Annotated in this window: 22 protein-coding genes; 12 read left to right on the plus strand and 10 right to left on the minus strand. The window is 70.5% G+C overall.

Features of this window, described 5'->3' with window-relative positions:
• Positions 1-249: 249 nt before the first annotated feature.
• From J1C73_RS33315 to J1C73_RS33335, 5 genes are all read left to right on the plus strand, one after another.
• Positions 250-612 (plus strand): DUF1330 domain-containing protein, encoded by a 363-nt coding sequence (locus tag J1C73_RS33315; protein ID WP_207319629.1) that lies wholly within the window; start codon positions 250-252, stop codon positions 610-612.
• A gap of 158 nt (positions 613-770) precedes the next feature.
• Positions 771-941: a hypothetical protein gene (locus J1C73_RS33320; RefSeq protein ID WP_207319630.1), complete on the plus strand. Its 171-nt coding sequence runs from the start codon at positions 771-773 to the stop codon at positions 939-941.
• 350 nt (positions 942-1,291) lie between these two features.
• Positions 1,292-2,668: an NADP-specific glutamate dehydrogenase gene (gene gdhA / locus J1C73_RS33325; protein ID WP_207319642.1), complete on the plus strand. Its 1,377-nt coding sequence runs from the start codon at positions 1,292-1,294 to the stop codon at positions 2,666-2,668.
• Between the two features lie 109 nt (positions 2,669-2,777).
• A complete protein-coding gene (locus J1C73_RS33330) occupies positions 2,778-3,038 on the plus strand; it encodes a type II toxin-antitoxin system Phd/YefM family antitoxin (RefSeq protein WP_207319631.1) in 261 nt (86 codons plus the stop codon).
• Entirely contained in the window at positions 3,035-3,304 is a 270-nt protein-coding gene (locus J1C73_RS33335; RefSeq protein ID WP_207319632.1) for a type II toxin-antitoxin system RelE family toxin, read from the plus strand. Before J1C73_RS33330 ends, J1C73_RS33335 begins: the two co-directional genes overlap by 4 nt.
• 20 nt (positions 3,305-3,324) lie before the next feature.
• Here the strand turns inward: J1C73_RS33335 and J1C73_RS33340 are convergent, their stop codons facing one another.
• Complete coding sequence (locus J1C73_RS33340) at positions 3,325-3,702, minus strand: YrdB family protein (RefSeq protein WP_207319633.1); 378 nt, start codon at positions 3,700-3,702, stop codon at positions 3,325-3,327.
• On the opposite strand from J1C73_RS33340, the gene J1C73_RS35335 reads away from it, so the two are divergent.
• Positions 3,637-3,864, plus strand: a complete 228-nt coding sequence (locus J1C73_RS35335) for a tetratricopeptide repeat protein (RefSeq protein WP_307797849.1) — start codon at positions 3,637-3,639, stop codon at positions 3,862-3,864. The genes J1C73_RS33340 and J1C73_RS35335 overlap by 66 nt on opposite strands.
• Here the strand turns inward: J1C73_RS35335 and msrA are convergent.
• The 3 genes from msrA to J1C73_RS33350 all read right to left on the minus strand — a co-directional run bounded on the left by msrA (position 3,801) and on the right by J1C73_RS33350 (position 5,868).
• The gene (gene msrA, locus J1C73_RS33345; RefSeq protein ID WP_207319634.1) at positions 3,801-4,466 is read right to left on the minus strand and encodes a peptide-methionine (S)-S-oxide reductase MsrA; all 666 of its coding nucleotides are present in this window, start codon (positions 4,464-4,466) and stop codon (positions 3,801-3,803) included. The two genes, J1C73_RS35335 and msrA, sit on opposite strands and share 64 nt — an antisense overlap.
• A gap of 73 nt (positions 4,467-4,539) precedes the next feature.
• Positions 4,540-4,662: a hypothetical protein gene (locus tag J1C73_RS35590; RefSeq protein ID WP_278186699.1), complete on the minus strand. Its 123-nt coding sequence runs from the start codon at positions 4,660-4,662 to the stop codon at positions 4,540-4,542.
• Positions 4,663-4,764: 102 nt separating this feature from the next.
• A complete protein-coding gene (locus tag J1C73_RS33350) occupies positions 4,765-5,868 on the minus strand; it encodes a hypothetical protein (RefSeq protein WP_207319635.1) in 1,104 nt (367 codons plus the stop codon).
• A 68-nt stretch (positions 5,869-5,936) separates the two neighbouring features.
• Here J1C73_RS33350 and J1C73_RS33355 point away from each other — a divergent pair, with 68 nt between their 5' ends.
• The gene (locus tag J1C73_RS33355; protein ID WP_123461270.1) at positions 5,937-7,082 is read left to right on the plus strand and encodes a cystathionine gamma-synthase; all 1,146 of its coding nucleotides are present in this window, start codon (positions 5,937-5,939) and stop codon (positions 7,080-7,082) included.
• 145 nt (positions 7,083-7,227) lie between these two features.
• Here the strand turns inward: J1C73_RS33355 and J1C73_RS33360 are convergent, their stop codons facing one another.
• The 4 genes from J1C73_RS33360 to J1C73_RS33375 form a co-directional block, all read right to left on the minus strand.
• Positions 7,228-7,419 carry a DUF1059 domain-containing protein gene (locus J1C73_RS33360; protein WP_207319636.1) on the minus strand — a complete coding sequence of 64 codons (192 nt, stop codon included), beginning with the start codon at positions 7,417-7,419 and terminating at the stop codon, positions 7,228-7,230.
• Between the two features lie 80 nt (positions 7,420-7,499).
• Entirely contained in the window at positions 7,500-7,751 is a 252-nt protein-coding gene (locus J1C73_RS33365) for a hypothetical protein (RefSeq protein WP_123461272.1), read from the minus strand.
• Positions 7,748-8,242: a sigma factor-like helix-turn-helix DNA-binding protein gene (locus J1C73_RS33370; RefSeq protein ID WP_207319637.1), complete on the minus strand. Its 495-nt coding sequence runs from the start codon at positions 8,240-8,242 to the stop codon at positions 7,748-7,750. Before J1C73_RS33370 ends, J1C73_RS33365 begins: the two co-directional genes overlap by 4 nt.
• 118 nt (positions 8,243-8,360) lie before the next feature.
• A complete protein-coding gene (locus J1C73_RS33375; RefSeq protein ID WP_123461274.1) occupies positions 8,361-8,891 on the minus strand; it encodes a MarR family winged helix-turn-helix transcriptional regulator in 531 nt (176 codons plus the stop codon).
• A gap of 156 nt (positions 8,892-9,047) precedes the next feature.
• On the opposite strand from J1C73_RS33375, the gene ilvA reads away from it, so the two are divergent.
• The 3 genes from ilvA to J1C73_RS33390 all read left to right on the plus strand — a co-directional run bounded on the left by ilvA (position 9,048) and on the right by J1C73_RS33390 (position 12,344).
• Positions 9,048-10,277, plus strand: coding sequence for a threonine ammonia-lyase (gene ilvA / locus J1C73_RS33380; RefSeq protein WP_123461275.1), 1,230 nt, complete (start codon positions 9,048-9,050; stop codon positions 10,275-10,277).
• Between the two features lie 214 nt (positions 10,278-10,491).
• A complete protein-coding gene (locus J1C73_RS33385) occupies positions 10,492-11,496 on the plus strand; it encodes an ATP-binding cassette domain-containing protein (RefSeq protein WP_207319638.1) in 1,005 nt (334 codons plus the stop codon).
• Positions 11,493-12,344, plus strand: coding sequence for an ABC transporter permease (locus J1C73_RS33390; protein ID WP_123461277.1), 852 nt, complete (start codon positions 11,493-11,495; stop codon positions 12,342-12,344). Before J1C73_RS33385 ends, J1C73_RS33390 begins: the two co-directional genes overlap by 4 nt.
• A gap of 68 nt (positions 12,345-12,412) precedes the next feature.
• On the opposite strand, the gene greA is transcribed toward J1C73_RS33390, so the two are convergent.
• On the minus strand, positions 12,413-12,910 hold the full coding sequence (gene greA / locus J1C73_RS33395) for a transcription elongation factor GreA (RefSeq protein ID WP_024488974.1): 498 nt from the start codon (positions 12,908-12,910) through the stop codon (positions 12,413-12,415).
• Between the two features lie 183 nt (positions 12,911-13,093).
• Positions 13,094-13,510, minus strand: a complete 417-nt coding sequence (locus J1C73_RS33400) for a DUF4307 domain-containing protein (RefSeq protein ID WP_207319639.1) — start codon at positions 13,508-13,510, stop codon at positions 13,094-13,096.
• 149 nt (positions 13,511-13,659) lie between these two features.
• Between J1C73_RS33400 and mca the strand changes: the two genes are divergently transcribed.
• On the plus strand, positions 13,660-14,541 hold the full coding sequence (mca, locus tag J1C73_RS33405) for a mycothiol conjugate amidase Mca (RefSeq protein ID WP_207319640.1): 882 nt from the start codon (positions 13,660-13,662) through the stop codon (positions 14,539-14,541).
• Position 14,542: 1 nt separating this feature from the next.
• Positions 14,543-14,788: a hypothetical protein gene (locus J1C73_RS33410; protein WP_207319641.1), complete on the plus strand. Its 246-nt coding sequence runs from the start codon at positions 14,543-14,545 to the stop codon at positions 14,786-14,788.
• The last annotated feature ends 5 nt before the right edge of the window (positions 14,789-14,793 follow it).

Here is a 14,793-nt window from a genome sequence, read left to right on the forward strand (position 1 = left end):
GAGGGCCGCGGCTGCCCGTGCCCGGGCAACGTGCTTGCGCTCAACAGCACTGACTCGTAAGGCCGGTGAGGATCCTGGGTGCCGCGGTTCCCCCGTGAAGTCTTCATGACGGCATCATGTCTGATTACCCATCACCGCGGGCCCGGTCCGCACAGGCGGTCCGCCCGCTTACCTCGGGGGTAATCGACCCTCCCCGCCGCTCCCGGCAGCATGGTGTGCACCAGCGGACGGAAGACGGAGGACGTGACCATGACCGCGTACGCGATCGCTCACCTGCACCCCGATGGCCCGCCGAACGAGGAGGTGCTGGAGTACATCGAGCGCATCCAGTCGACGATGGACCCGTACGGGGGCCGGTTCCTGGTCCACAACACCCCGGTCGAGGTCATGGAGGGCGACTGGCCCGGCGCGCTCGTCGTCCTGGAGTTCCCCGCGATCGAGGCCGCCCGCACCTGGTTCGCCTCGCCCGCCTACCAGGAGCTGGCCCCGCTGCGGAGCCGGAACATGGCGGGCGACGTGGTGCTCGTGGACGGTGTCGCACGGGACTACGACGCCGGGGCGACCGCCGCCGCTCTGCGCGCCGAGGCACTCCGGGCCGCAACCGTGGTGTAGCCCGCTACACCGCGGTTCCGGGGGCGGGCGCCCTCGTACCGGCGTCCGCCGGCCGGAAGGATGGGTGACGCAGCCGGACGCCGGCCCGGCTGCGTCACCCGCTCCGTCCTTGCCGGGCTCCGTCTCCGGGCCCGGCTCCGTCTCCGTGGAGGAACCCCGTGAAGCCGCTGCTCTGGATCGTGCTCCTCGTCGCGATCGTCGCGAACGTCTCGCTCAACTTCATGGTGGGGCGGGAAGGCCTGCACATCGCCCTGAGCGTCGTCTCGGGCGTGGTCGTCCTGGCGTCGGCCGCGGGCCTGTGGATGCTGCGCAGTCCGCGCGAGTCCTGAGGGCCGCGCACCCCCGCCTCACGGCCGCGGCCGGGGCGCTGTGAGGTTCACCACTTCGAGGGGTGTCCGGGCATACCCCACAACCCGGTCGTTCCGCCCGGAACCGGTCCGGGGCAAGGCCGTTGCGGCCGGCCCGTACACAACCTGGCGGGATTCACCATGTGGATGCCATGGAGGATTCAGCGGTCCCACTGGGACACTCGGTAGGCCACAACGGTCCTGTACGTCGCAGTCGTGAGCGCGGTATCCGCGCTATCCGGGCGACGCCCTCAATGGGGAGGGGGGGACCTGGCGCCCTCCGGGACGGGGGCGCCTTCGCGATGAGCCGACCCATGGAAGGTCTTGATCAGATGCAGGCCACCCCTGACTCCGCAGTCCCGCACGCCGCCGAGAACCGCGTCATCGAGCCGCTCTACGCGGAGATCCTCCGCCGCAACCAGGGCGAGAAGGAATTCCACCAGGCGGTCCGGGAAGTTCTCGAAACGCTCGGCCCGGTGCTGGCCCAGCGGCCGGAGTTCGTGGACGCCCGGATCATCGAGCGCATATGCGAGCCGGAGCGCCAGCTCATCTTCCGGGTGCCGTGGTCGGACGACTCGGGCGACATCCACGTCAACCGCGGCTTCCGGGTCGAGTTCTCCAGCTCGCTCGGCCCGTACAAGGGCGGACTGCGCTTCCACCCCTCGGTCAACCTCGGCATCGTGAAGTTCCTCGGCTTCGAGCAGATCTTCAAGAACGCCCTCACCGGTATGCCCATCGGCGGCGGCAAGGGCGGCTCGGACTTCGACCCGAAGGGCCGCTCGGACGCCGAGATCATGCGGTTCTGCCAGTCGTTCATGACCGAGCTCCACCGCCACCTGGGCGAGTACACCGACGTCCCCGCCGGTGACATCGGCGTGGGCGGCCGCGAGATCGGCTACCTCTTCGGCCAGTACAAGCGGATCACCAACCGCTTCGAGTCCGGTGTCCTCACCGGAAAGGGTCTCGGCTGGGGCGGCGCTCTGGTACGTACGGAGGCGACCGGCTACGGCTGCGTCATGTTCACCGCCGAGATGCTCCGCAGCCGGGGCGAGTCCCTCGACGGACAGCGCATCGCCGTCTCGGGCTCGGGCAACGTCGCGATCTACGCGATCGAGAAGGCCCAGCAGCTCGGCGCCACGGTCGTCACCTGCTCCGACTCCGACGGCTACGTCGTGGACGAGAAGGGCATCGATCTCGCCCTGCTCAAGGAGATCAAGGAGGCGGGCCGCGGCCGCGTCGCCGAGTACGCGGAACGCCGCGCCGAGGCCGTGTTCGTCCCCGGCGCCGGCGTCTGGGACGTCCCCTGCGATGTGGCGCTGCCCTGCGCCACGCAGAACGAACTCCACGAGGCCGACGCGCTGACCCTCGTACGCAACGGTGTGAAGGCCGTCGCCGAGGGCGCCAACATGCCCACCACCCCCGAGGCCGTCCGCGTCTTCCAGGAGGCGGGTGTGGCGTTCGCCCCCGGGAAGGCGGCCAACGCGGGCGGCGTCGCCACCAGCGCCCTGGAGATGCAGCAGAACGCCTCGCGCGACTCCTGGACGTTCGCCCACACGGAGGAGCGGCTCGCGGAGATCATGCGTCACATCCACGACTCCTGCTACACCACGGCGGAGCGTTACGGCAGCCCCGGCAACTACGTGGTCGGCGCCAACATCGCCGGCTTCGAGCTGGTCGCGGACGCGATGCTGGCGCAGGGCCTGATCTGAGGGGTTCCCCCTCATTCGCACACGGGGCCGGAACGCGGACGCGTTCCGGCCCCGTGGTCCGTGCGGGCGCACCGGAGCCCGTGTACGCAATTATGTGTACGCTTGACGCATGGCTGAGACTGTGACGGTACGCGAGGCCCGCACCCACCTGGCCGAGGTCATTGACCGTGCCGAGGCCGGAAAGACCACGGTGGTGACCCGCAATGGCAAGCGAGTCGCCGCGCTCGTCCCGATAGACGTACTCGACGCTCTGGACGCGGCAGCCGACGAACTGGCCGCGCGCGAAGCGGAGGCGCACCGCGAGGACCCCACCGTCAGCATGGCGGAGCTCCTCGCGGATCTCTTCGAGGGCGGGACTTCGGCCGCGTGAAGTACGCCTTCCGCTTCACCGCCCATGCCCAGCGTCAACTGCGCTCGATCGACCGGCAGGACGCGCTCCGTATTCTGACCGCCATCACGCCGCTCGGTGACGACCCCTGGCGGGAGGACGCCGATGTCAAGAAGCTGTCAGGCCATGACGGTCTCTACCGTGTGCGCGCGGGAGAGTTTCGGGTGGTCTACGAGGTCCGGGGCGACGTACTGGTCATCCTCGTCCTCCACCTCGGCCATCGGAGCGACGTCTACCGGAAGCTCTGAGGGCCACGTCTGAGCTCGGGTCAGGACGCGGCGGGCGGCCTCCTGCGGAAGGTCTCCGCCAGGGCGGTGTTCACCACCATCACGGCACCCAGGATCACACCCGCCACGCTGTGCCCCATCGAGTACAGCGCGACAGCGCTGCCGCCGAGCACCAGGGCCTTGAAGGCCAGCACACCCGCCAGCGGCAGCCGGAACCGCGCCCGCGGCGCACAGAACAGCCCCCATACGACACTGGCGACTGCCAACACCACCACACCCAGGAGCAGTTGGATGGCTGTCCCGTCACCGAGGCCGTAGCCCCATGCGGTGCCTACCGGGATGCGGGGGATCTTGTGCGGGCCGTTCCGCTGTTCGAGGCCACCCTCGCCCAGCGTGTGCGGGTGCTGGGCGACACCCATCCCGACACGCTGAGGAGCCGGAACAACCTCGCCGATGCCTACCGGGATGCGGGGGATCCCACGCGGGCTCCGCTGAACGAATCAGATGAGCCGGACGCTCACCCGTCGGCCGGTGCCACTCCGATCGGGCACGAGACGCCCGTGCCGCCGATCCCGCAGTAGCCGGCCGGGTTCTTGTCCAGGTACTGCTGGTGCGCGGCTTCAGCCGGCCAGAAGGTGCGGCCGTCGGCGGGCAGGATCTCCGTGGTGATCTCGCCGTGGCCGGAGCCGGTGAGGACCTTCTGGTAGGCCTCGCGGGACGCCTGCACGGCCGCGGCCTGCTCGGGGGAGTGGGTGTAGACCGCCGAGCGGTACTGGGTGCCGACGTCGTTGCCCTGGCGGAAGCCCTGGGTGGGGTCGTGGGACTCCCAGAAGAGCTTCAGCAGCTCGGGGTACGTGACGACGCGGGGGTCGTACACGACGCGGACGGCCTCCGTGTGGCCGGTCAGGCCGGAGCAGACCTCTTCGTACGCGGGGTTCTCCGTGGAGCCGCCCTGGTAGCCGACGAGCGTCGTCCAGACGCCGTCCGTCTGCCAGAACTTGCGCTCGGCGCCCCAGAAACAGCCCATCGCGAAGTCCGCGACCTCCAGACCCTCCGGGTACGGGCCCAGCAGGGGGTTGCCCAGGACCGTGTGGCGGGACGGGACGGTGAATTCAGGGGTGGGGCGGCCGCGCAGCGCCTCCTGCGGAGTGGGGAGCTGCGGGGTACGGCGGTGCAGGAACATGCGGGGGCTCCTCAGAGGTCGGCGTGCTGTCCGTACAACGCACCGGGACCGCCGTGGATTCCGCCGCCCCGGGTCAGCGGCGGGGCGTGCCGTTCCCGGACTCCGCGTCCTCGACGTAGGCGGCGGTCCGCTTGCGGGCCTTGAACCAGAAGTAGAGGCCGAGGCCGATCAGGATCAGGGGTATCAGTCGGGCCATGAGGTGTACCGGTCCCATCAGTCAGCAGTCCGCGCGGTGGGCGCCCTGTCGGTGCCCACCGTCGCACACCCCCGGAGCCGGGCGGCCCCGGAGTCGGGCTTCCTACCGCAGCAGCGTCGCCGGGCTGCCGCCGTTCGCCTCGTAACCGGCGACCGCCAGGGCCCGGTAGACGGTGTATTCGGCCGCAGGGTCGGAGCTCTCCGTCCACGGCAGCGCACCCACGTGCCCGTCGATGTGGACGAGCTGGCTCATCGCCTCCGACCAGCGCTCCATCCGGACCAGGAAGAGCACCAGGAGATGGCGGACATGGGCGAGCATCGGGTCGTCCGCGCGGGCCGAGTGGACCGCGAACAGGGCGCCCTCCACCGCCTTGGTCACCGACTGGCTCTGGTAGAAGCCCCGCACCAGGTTGACCTCGGGCAGGTGCTCGTACAGCGCGAAGAGCGGCAGCGCGGCCAGCAGCGACCCCTGCGGGGCGCGGGCGGCGGCCGCGGTGGCGAACCGGTCGGCCTCCTCGCGGGAGCCGTGCCACTTCTCGCACCAGAAGTGCAGCGCCGCGATGTGCGCGCCCATGTGCGCGGGTGCCCGGTCGATGATCTTCGCCCAGAGCTGGTCGAACTCCTCGTGGGAGTAGCCGAGCCCACGGGCCGCGGCCAGCTCCACCAGGTACGGCACCGGGTCGCCCGGGGCCAGCAGGGCCGCCTCGCCGACGACGGCACGGGCCTCCTCCAGGATGATCCGGAAGTCGTCCGTACCGACGGTGGAGGAACGCCAGGCCTGCTGGACCAGGAACTCGGCGTGCACGGCCGCGCCACCCGCGTCCTTCGGGGACTCGGCCCGCCACTTGCGCAGCCAGGCCCCGCCGACGCCCGGCCGCCGCGCCAGCTCCAGCGAGGCGGCACCGGCGAACGCCTGCACCCGCTGCCACCGCACCTCGCCCTCCTTCGGCGTCCCGGACAGCAGCTGCGAGGCGGCCCGCCACTCCTGGGTGCCCTGGACGACATCGAGTACGTCCAGGAGGTCCTGGTCGGGGCCCGGCATCCGGATGTCCAGCTCCTCCTGGCGCGCGAAGCCGTAGGTGTCCGGGTCGGCGGCGTCGGGGGAACCGGGCGCCACCTGACGGATACCGCCGCGGCGCCGCAGCACGAAGGGGCCGACAACCGCGGCGAGCATGCACAGCGCGAGCAGGAACCAGAGAATCTCCATGCCCCCATTGTCCCCGGACGGCCCCGGTGCTCCATGAGGGCCCTCGGGACGAACTACGCTCGGGCCTCATGAGCGACCAGCACAGCTTCGAAACTCTCGCGATCCACGCGGGAAACACCGCCGATCCCCTCACCGGCGCTGTTGTTCCGCCCATTTACCAGGTGTCCACGTACAAGCAGGACGGCGTGGGCGGGCTGCGCGGCGGCTACGAGTACAGCCGCAGCGCCAACCCGACGCGCACCGCACTGGAGGAGAACCTGGCGGCCCTGGAGGGCGGCCGCCGCGGGCTCGCCTTCGCGTCCGGTCTGGCCGCCGAGGACTGCCTGCTCCGTACGCTGCTGACGCCCGGCGACCACGTGGTCATCCCGAACGACGCCTACGGCGGCACGTTCCGGCTGTTCGCGAAGGTCGCCTCGCGCTGGGGCGTGGAGTTCTCGGTCGCCGACACCTCGGACGTGGCGGCGGTACGGGCCGCGATCCAGCCGCGTACCAAGGCGATCTGGGTGGAGACGCCCTCCAACCCGCTGCTCGGCATCACCGACATCGCGGCCATCGCCGGTGTCGCCCGCTCGGCGGGTGCGCGGCTGGTCGTCGACAACACCTTCGCCAGTCCCTACCTCCAGCAGCCCCTCGCCCTGGGCGCCGATGTGGTGGTGCACTCCACCACCAAGTACATGGGCGGTCACTCGGACGTCGTCGGCGGCGCGCTGATCGTCAACGACCCGGAACTCTCCGAGGAGTTGGCGTACCACCAGAACGCGATGGGTGCCGTGGCCGGCCCCTTCGACGCCTGGCTGGTGCTGCGCGGCATCAAGACCCTCGCCGTCCGGATGGACCGGCACAGCGAGAACGCCACCAAGGTCGCCGACCTGCTGACCCGGCACCCCAAGGTCACCCACGTCCTCTACCCGGGACTGCCCGAGCACCAGGGGCACGAGATCGCCGCCAAGCAGATGAAGGCGTTCGGCGGCATGGTGTCCTTCCGGGTCGCGGGCGGCGAGGAGGCGGCGGTCGAGGTCTGCAACCGGGCGAAGCTCTTCACGCTCGGTGAGTCCCTCGGCGGCGTCGAGTCGCTGCTGGAGCACCCGGGCCGGATGACGCACGCCTCGGCGGCCGGATCGCCGCTGGAGGTCCCCGCCGACCTGGTCAGGCTGTCCGTCGGCATCGAGAACGGCGACGACCTGCTGGCCGACCTGACGCAGGCGCTCGGCTGACACCTGCGAGCGTGCCCGCGCCGTGGCGGGGCGGCGCGTGCCGGCTCCTGTGCCGGGACGTGTGAGCACTCCTGGTGCGGGACGTCTGAGCACTCCTGGGGCGGGGCCGGGGATCCGGCTCCGCCCCGGTCGCGTCGGGCCCGTCTCAGACGGTGGGCTTCTCGTCCTCCAGCATGGACCGGACCTGCTCCCGCAGCTCGGGGCCGTCCGGGTGCTCATGGACGGAGACGGCGTGCTCGGTTGCCGCCCGCACGACTTCGTCCTCCTCGCCGGAGATGGTCAGTGAGCAGTTCGACTCGCTCGGATACTTGCGGCAGTCAGCGATCTTCCTGGTCATGGCAGTGCCTCCCGGGCCGGTTCCGCCTGGCCCCGGCCGCTTCTTCCAGGGTAGATCCGGGGCGGCCCGGCGACCTGCGCTCACCAGCCGCCCAGCGGCGGGGTCGTCTCGGCCGGCGGCGCCTGCCAGGGCTGGACCGTCACCGCCCACACCGCGAACGCGGCCACCGCGGCGATCAGCGCCAGCAGCCCCAGCAGGCGCAGGACCCGCTGCCGGCGCAGCAGCCGGCCGCCGCGCTCCACCGCCCGCTCCGCCAGATCGACGGGCACCTGCGGATGCGGCCCCTCCAGCATCCGCCGGACCTCGTCCTCCTTGCGGCCGGTACCGCTCATGGCGTGGCCCCCAGCTCTCTGGTGGGCCCCCGCCGGATGCTGGGGCCGCGGGTGCCGCGCATCGTGGCCACCGAGCGGTTGCAGATCGCGCGGATGCGCTCCGCGGGCAGTCCGAGCAGCGCCGCGGTCTGCTCCTCGGCGACCTCTTCGTGCAGCCGCAGCACCAGGACGAGCCGTTCCTGCGGGGTCAGCCGGTCCAACAGCCCGCCGCGCGCGTGGTGGTGGCGCCAGGCCTCCCTCGCGAACCGGGTGGCCAGCTCCTGCCGGGTGCGGTTGTACGGATCCTCGCCGTGCAGCCGGTCCCAGTCCGCGTACGTACGGGCCAGCGCGGCCGTCAGCAGTCGCTGTGCGCGCTCGTTGGCCCCCGGCGGCCGGGCGGGTTCGGCGGTGAGCAGGGTGGCGGCGTGCAGCAGCCTGCCTGCCGCGCCCGCCACGAAGGCCTCGAACTCCTGGGCGCGGCGCCGCTGTCGGCCCGCCTGGCGCTCTCGCACCCTGCCATCCGAGCGCTCCGCGGGCCCGGGGTCAAGGCTTGGGGTCTTTCTTTGGATCAGGCTCGGTCGGGGAGCGGTGCCGGACCCCGCGAGCCCAGCATGATCCAAACGAAAGAACCTAGCCCGCGGCGGGCGGCTGGTGCGCGCTCTGCCGGGCGGCCAGTGCCGCGTTGAAACGGGTGAGCAGCGCGCAGAACGTGTCGCGTTCCTCCTCGTCCCAGTCGCCCGTCACCTGCGACATCAGCTCGCGCCGCGAGGCCCGGACCTCGTCCAGCCGGGCCTGGCCGCGCGGGGACAGCTGGAGCACGACGGCCCGGCCGTCCTCCGGGTGCGAGGTCCGCTTGACCAGGCCGGTGTCCACGAGCGGCGCGACCTGCCGGGTCACGGTCGAGGAGTCGATCCCCATCCCGGCGGCCAGCGCCTTGACGCCCATGGGCCCTTCCCGGTCCAGCCGGTTGAGCAGCAGGTACGCGGCCCGGTCCATGGAGTTGCGCACCTGGCCGACGCCGCCGAGGCGGGTCTGCTCGGCACGGCGGGCGAAGACCGCCACCTGGTGCTGCAGAGTGTCGAGGAGGGGGTCGGGACCCGGATTCTCCGGGGTGGCGCCCCCGGAGGGAGACGCGGCAGTCGTCATGTCCTGAGGGGGCATGGCCGGGGGCTCTCTTCGTGCGGTGTCGGATGGGTGGGGGACAGAGTACGCGGCCTCGGGGCAACGCGTGCCAGCGCTGCACAAACCTGCGGACATCGGCGCAGGACGGCCTGGCTCGCGGCGGCCACAACCCCTTTCAGCTGCAAGACTCGCGGTATGAACTTCCCGCCGCCCACCCCGTTTCCCCCGCTGATCCTCGATGACATCAAGGGGGCGCAGAAGATGCTCTCCGGCGTCTCCAGGGTCACCGCGATGGAGGGCAGCCGCCATCTGACCGACCTCGTGGGCGCCCCCGTCCAGTTCAAGTGCGAGAACCTGCAGCGGACCGGCTCGTTCAAACTGCGGGGTGCTTATGTGCGGATCGCCGGACTCTCCCCGGTGGAACGGGCGGCGGGTGTGGTGGCCGCGAGTGCCGGAAACCATGCGCAGGGTGTCGCGCTCGCGTCTGCGCTGCTCGGCGTACGGTCGACGGTCTTCATGCCGGTCGGGGCGCCGCTGCCGAAGGTCGCCGCGACGCGTGAGTACGGGGCCCGGGTGCGGCTGCACGGCCACGTCGTCGACGAGACGCTGGCCGCGGCGCAGGAGTACGCGCGGGAGACCGGCGCGGTCTTCATCCACCCCTTCGATCACCCGGACATCATCGCCGGGCAGGGCACGGTGGGCCTGGAGATCCTGGAGCAGTGTCCCGAGGTGCGCACCATCGTCGTCGGGATCGGCGGCGGCGGACTCGCCGCGGGGATCGCGGTGGCGGTGAAGGCGATCCGGCCCGATGTGCGGATCGTCGGCGTGCAGGCGGCGGGCGCGGCCGCCTACCCGCCCTCGCTGGCCGCCGGCCACCCGGTGTCGGTCGGCTCGCTCCAGACGATGGCGGACGGCATCAAGGTGGGGCGGCCGGGCGATGTCCCGTTCGCCCTGGTCCGGGACCTGGTCGACGAGGTCCGTACGGTCTCCGAGGACGAGCTGTCCAGTGCGCTGCTGCTCTGCCTGGAGCGGGCGAAGATGGTCGTGGAGCCGGCCGGGGCGAGCCCGGTGGCCGCTCTGCTGAGCGACCCGAAGTCGTTCCGCGGGCCGGTGGTGGCGCTGCTCTCCGGCGGCAACGTGGACCCGCTGCTGATGCAGCGCATCCTGACCCACGGCATGTCGGCGGCCGGCCGCTATCTGAGCCTGCGGCTGCGGCTGACGGACCGCCCCGGCGCGCTGGCGACGATGCTGGCCGTGCTCTCGGTGGCCGATGCCAACGTCCTGGACGTGAGCCATGTGCGTACCGATCCCCGGCTCGGCCTCACCGAGGCCGAGGTGGAGCTGCATCTGGAGACGAAGGGCCCGGAGCACTGCGAGGAGGTCGCCGCGGCGCTGCGCGACGCGGGCTACCTGGTGTTGAACTGAGCCGCTCGGCCGGATCGCTTGGAGGGGCCGGTCGGCCCGTCCCGTTCCGACGGCCCGTGAGCCGCACCTTGTGTATCGCGATGTATCGCGTTACTGTGCCCTCGCCCGGCCCGAGGGCGTACGCGCGTTCGCTTCGTGTGTTCGCCGGGCGAGGAAAGACGGGCAAATCTAGGATCTGTGAGGAAGCCACCCAAACGCACTGGGGGAGCCCCATATGCCAGGCGCCATATACGCCGAAGGTCTGGTGAAGACCTTCGGCGACGTCACTGCACTCGGCGGTGTCGATTTCGACGTGCCCGAAGGCACGGTCCTCGGGCTTCTCGGCCCCAACGGCGCCGGCAAGACGACCGCTGTGCGCGTCCTGACGACGCTGCTCATGCCCGACAGCGGCACCGCCTTCGTCGCCGGCATCGACGTACTGAAGAAACCCCACGAGGTACGGCGCTCGATCGGGCTCTCCGGCCAGTTCGCCGCCGTGGACGAATACCTGACCGGCCGCGAGAACCTGCAGATGGTCGGCCAGCTCTACCAGATGAGCCGGCGCGACGCGAAGGCCCGCGCGGGGGAGCTGCTGGATCGGTTCCACCTCGCCGACGCGGCCGACCGTCCCGCCAAGACGTACTCCGGCGGCATGCGCCGCCGTCTCGACCTGGCGGCGGCGCTCATCGTCTCCCCGCCGGTCATGTTCATGGACGAGCCGACCACCGGCCTCGACCCGCGCAACCGGCAGCAGCTCTGGGAGGTCATCGAGGAGCTCGTGGCAGGCGGTACGACGCTGCTGCTGACCACGCAGTACCTGGAGGAGGCCGACCGTCTCGCCCATGACATCTGCGTGATCGACCACGGCCTCGTCATCGCCCGCGGCACCTCCGACCAGCTCAAGTCCCGCACCGGCGGCGAGCGCGTCGAGGTCGTGGTGCACCAGAGCGACCAGATCGATCCGGCCCGCGCCGTCCTCGGCCACCTGGGCAAGGGCGAGGCCGCGGTCGTCCCGCACATGCGCAAATTGACCGTCCCGGTCGACGGCGGGGCCAAGCTCCTCGCCGAGATCATCCGCGACCTCGACGCCCGCGGGGTGGAGATCGACGACATCGGGCTGCGCCGCCCCACCCTCGACGACGTGTTCATCTCCCTCACCGGCCATGCGGCCGAACAGCAGAAGAACGACGGGGACGAGGCGGCGCAGTCCGTCGCAGCCGGGACGGAGACGGAGAAGTGAGCGCACCCACCGAGACGGCAGCGGCTCCCGCCCCACGCGCCGGCGGCGGCATCGGCCAGGCCGTACGGGACTCGCTGGTCATCGCCCGGCGGAACCTGATCCGGATGACCCGGATTCCTGAAGTGATTCTGTTCGGGCTCATCCAGCCGATCATGTTCGTGGTGCTGTTCTCGTACGTCTTCGGCGGCTCGATGACCGTCGGCGGGACCACGGACCCGTCGGTCTACCGCAACTTCCTGATGGCGGGCATCTTCGCCCAGACGGTCACCTTCGCCACGGCCGGCGCGGGCGCCGGTATCGCCGACGACATGCACAAGGGCCTCGTCGACCGCTTCCGCTCCCTGCCGATGGCACGCGGCGCGGTGCTGACCGGCCGCACACTGGCCGACCTGGTCCAGACCGTACTCACCATGTTCGTGCTCACGATCGTGGCGCTGCTCGTCGGCTGGCGCATCCACGAGGGGGTGCCCAAGGCGCTGGGCGCCTTCGGCCTGCTGCTCCTGCTCGGTTACGCCTTCTCCTGGATCGGCGCACTGATCGGTCTGTCCGTACGCACGCCCGAGGCGGCCACGTCCGGGGGACTGATCTGGCTGTTCCCGGTCACCTTCATCTCGAACGCCTTCGTGGACTCCAGCATGATGGCCTCCTGGCTCCAGCCGATCGCCGACTGGAACCCGTTCAGCGCCACCGTCCAGGCGTGCCGCGTGCTGTTCGGGAACCCTGGCGTCTCCCCGTCCGACGCCTGGCCGATGCAGCATCCCGTCTGGGCCTCGCTGATCTGGTCCGTCGTCATCATCGCGGTCTTCCGCACGCTGGCGGTCCGGAAGTACCGCTCGGTCACCGTCTGACCCACGTCCGGCCCACGCGAAGGAGCCTCCCGCCCAGTGGGCGGGAGGCTCCTTTCGCTGTGCGCGGATCAGCCGGAGTACGGCTTCGCCGAAAGGATCTTCACCGTCGCGGTCTTGCCGTTCGGCAGCTCGTAGTCCGCGGTCTCGCCCATCTTCTTGCCGTTCACGCCCACGCCGAGCGGGGACTGCGGGGAGTAGGTCTCGATGTCCGCGCTCGCGTACTCGCGGGAGGCCAGGAGGAAGGTCGTCGTGTCGTCGTCATCGCCGTCGAAGGCGATCGTCACGACCATGCCGGGCTCGACCACACCGTCGTCGGCCGGCGCCTCGCCGACCTTCGCGTGTTCCAGGAGCTGGGTCAGCTGGCGCACCCGGAGCTCCATCTTGCCCTGCTCCTCCTTGGCCGCGTGGTACCCGCCGTTCTCACGCAGGTCCCCCTCCTCACGGGCCGCCGCGATCTTTACGGCGATCTCCGTGCGCGCGGGACCAGACAGGTACTCCAGCTCGGCCTTGAGCTGGTTGTACGCCTCCTGCGTGAGCCAGGTGACGTTTTCGCTGGTCTGGGTCACAGGGTGCTCCTCGTCGGTACTGGGAATACAAAGCATCGCCCTACCCCGAAGCATGCGCTTCCACGGGTGGGCGAAACCACGAGCCTAACAATTCCCCAGGAAAAGGGGGAGAAGGTAACCGGCTGCGACTGTCGAACCGCAGGTCAGCACCGCCAAGAGCGGGTCAGGAGGTGCGTGCGGCGGTCAACGCGACGCCCCGCCGTCGTCCGTGCAGCCCAGCAGTTCGACGCTGGTCGCCCTGGACGTCGTCCGCAGCGAGAGGACGCGGTCGATCCGGTCGGTGTTCTCGTCGAAACGGAAGTCCTTACGGGCGACGTCGGTACCGTCCTCGCGCTGCGAGCGGATCGTGCAGTAGCCCTTGGCGTCCCGGTCCTTTCGGACCTCCAGGTGCACCTCGACCCGGTCGTCCGAGACGACCTTGAACTTGATCACCTCGGCGCTGACGCCCTGGCCCGCGACGTAGTCGTAACCGATCCAGCCGAGCACGCCGAGCAGGGCGATGCCGAGCACCGAGCCGATGATCTTGAGTTTGCGGTCCGCACGCTGGTCCGCGGAGCGGCCGTAGCGGTTCTCGGGGGGCGCTTCGCGCACCGCAGTCATGATCGTTCCTCCCGTACCGGGGATTGAGGAATTTTCCGCCCCCCGGTTCGGTCACTATAGAAGCCTCCACCCGCCACCCGACCGGCACCCCACACCGACGTCCCTGCGGGACGGCACCCTGATGGCGACCAATCACTGAGGATCGAGTCTTGACTGAGCAGCTTCGACTGATGGCCGTGCACGCCCACCCCGACGACGAGTCGAGCAAGGGCGCGGCGACCATGGCCAAGTACGTGTCCGAGGGGGTGGACGTGCTGGTGGTGACCTGCACGGGCGGCGAGCGCGGCTCCATCCTCAATCCGAAACTCCAGGGCGACGCGTACATCGAGGAGAACATCCACGAGGTGCGCAGGAAGGAGATGGACGAGGCCCGGGCGATCCTGGGCGTGAAGCAGGAGTGGCTCGGCTTCGTCGACTCCGGGCTGCCCGAGGGCGACCCGCTGCCGCCGCTGCCCGAGGGCTGCTTCGCGCTGGAGGACGAGGAGACGGCGGCGGGGCGTCTCGTCGCGAAGATCCGCGCGTTCCGGCCGCAGGTCATCACCACGTACGACGAGAACGGGGGCTACCCGCACCCCGACCACATCATGACCCACACGGTCTCGATGATCGCCTTCGAGGGCGCGGCAGACGCCGAGAGGTTCCCCGAGGCGGAGTTCGGTCCGGTCTGGACGCCGCAGAAGCTCTACTACAACCAGGGCTTCAACAAGCCGCGCACGGTGGCCCTGCACGAGGCGCTGCTGGCCCGCGGACTGGAGTCCCCGTACGGGGACTGGCTGGAGCGCTGGAAGGAGTTCGAGCGCGCCGAACGCACGCTGACCACGCATGTTCCGTGCGCGGACTTCTACGAGATCCGCGACAAGGCGCTGATCGCGCACGCGACGCAGATCGATCCGGAGGGCGGCTGGTTCCGGGTTCCGATGGACATCCAGCGGGAGGTCTGGCCGACCGAGGAGTACGAGCTGGCGAAGTCCCTCGTCGATTCCTCCCTCCCCGAGAGCGACCTCTTCGCGGGCATCCGCGACAATGCCTGATATGTACGCGACTCAGGCACTGACGCACCTCGTCCCGCTCGCCGAGGAACTGGACAAGAACAAGGTGACCCCCGGGGTCCTCGGCTTCATCGTCTTCGCTGCGCTCGCCGTCGGCGTGTGGCTGCTGATGAAGTCGATGAACCGGCACATGGGCAAGGTCGACTTCGAGGAAGCTCCGGAGGCGCCGGAGGGTATGGGGGCCGGGGCCGGTGCCTCGGGCTCCGCGGGTTCCGCGAAGCAGAAGTAGTGGGG

The organism is Streptomyces laculatispora (assembly GCF_017353455.1).
Lineage (GTDB): Bacteria > Actinomycetota > Actinomycetes > Streptomycetales > Streptomycetaceae > Streptomyces > Streptomyces laculatispora.

Coding starts and splice junctions, on each gene's coding strand:
- J1C73_RS33315 (WP_207319629.1), top strand. CDS start 250: ATGACCGCGTACGCGATCGCTCACCTGCACCCCGATGGCCCGCCGAAC.
- gdhA (WP_207319642.1), top strand. CDS start 1,292: ATGCAGGCCACCCCTGACTCCGCAGTCCCGCACGCCGCCGAGAACCGC.
- J1C73_RS33330 (WP_207319631.1), top strand. CDS start 2,778: ATGGCTGAGACTGTGACGGTACGCGAGGCCCGCACCCACCTGGCCGAG.
- J1C73_RS33340 (WP_207319633.1), bottom strand. CDS start 3,702: ATGGGTGTCGCCCAGCACCCGCACACGCTGGGCGAGGGTGGCCTCGAA.
- msrA (WP_207319634.1), bottom strand. CDS start 4,466: ATGTTCCTGCACCGCCGTACCCCGCAGCTCCCCACTCCGCAGGAGGCG.
- J1C73_RS35590 (WP_278186699.1), bottom strand. CDS start 4,662: ATGGCCCGACTGATACCCCTGATCCTGATCGGCCTCGGCCTCTACTTC.
- J1C73_RS33350 (WP_207319635.1), bottom strand. CDS start 5,868: ATGGAGATTCTCTGGTTCCTGCTCGCGCTGTGCATGCTCGCCGCGGTT.
- J1C73_RS33355 (WP_123461270.1), top strand. CDS start 5,937: ATGAGCGACCAGCACAGCTTCGAAACTCTCGCGATCCACGCGGGAAAC.
- J1C73_RS33360 (WP_207319636.1), bottom strand. CDS start 7,419: ATGACCAGGAAGATCGCTGACTGCCGCAAGTATCCGAGCGAGTCGAAC.
- J1C73_RS33365 (WP_123461272.1), bottom strand. CDS start 7,751: ATGAGCGGTACCGGCCGCAAGGAGGACGAGGTCCGGCGGATGCTGGAG.
- J1C73_RS33375 (WP_123461274.1), bottom strand. CDS start 8,891: ATGCCCCCTCAGGACATGACGACTGCCGCGTCTCCCTCCGGGGGCGCC.
- ilvA (WP_123461275.1), top strand. CDS start 9,048: ATGAACTTCCCGCCGCCCACCCCGTTTCCCCCGCTGATCCTCGATGAC.
- J1C73_RS33385 (WP_207319638.1), top strand. CDS start 10,492: ATGCCAGGCGCCATATACGCCGAAGGTCTGGTGAAGACCTTCGGCGAC.
- J1C73_RS33400 (WP_207319639.1), bottom strand. CDS start 13,510: ATGACTGCGGTGCGCGAAGCGCCCCCCGAGAACCGCTACGGCCGCTCC.
- J1C73_RS33410 (WP_207319641.1), top strand. CDS start 14,543: ATGTACGCGACTCAGGCACTGACGCACCTCGTCCCGCTCGCCGAGGAA.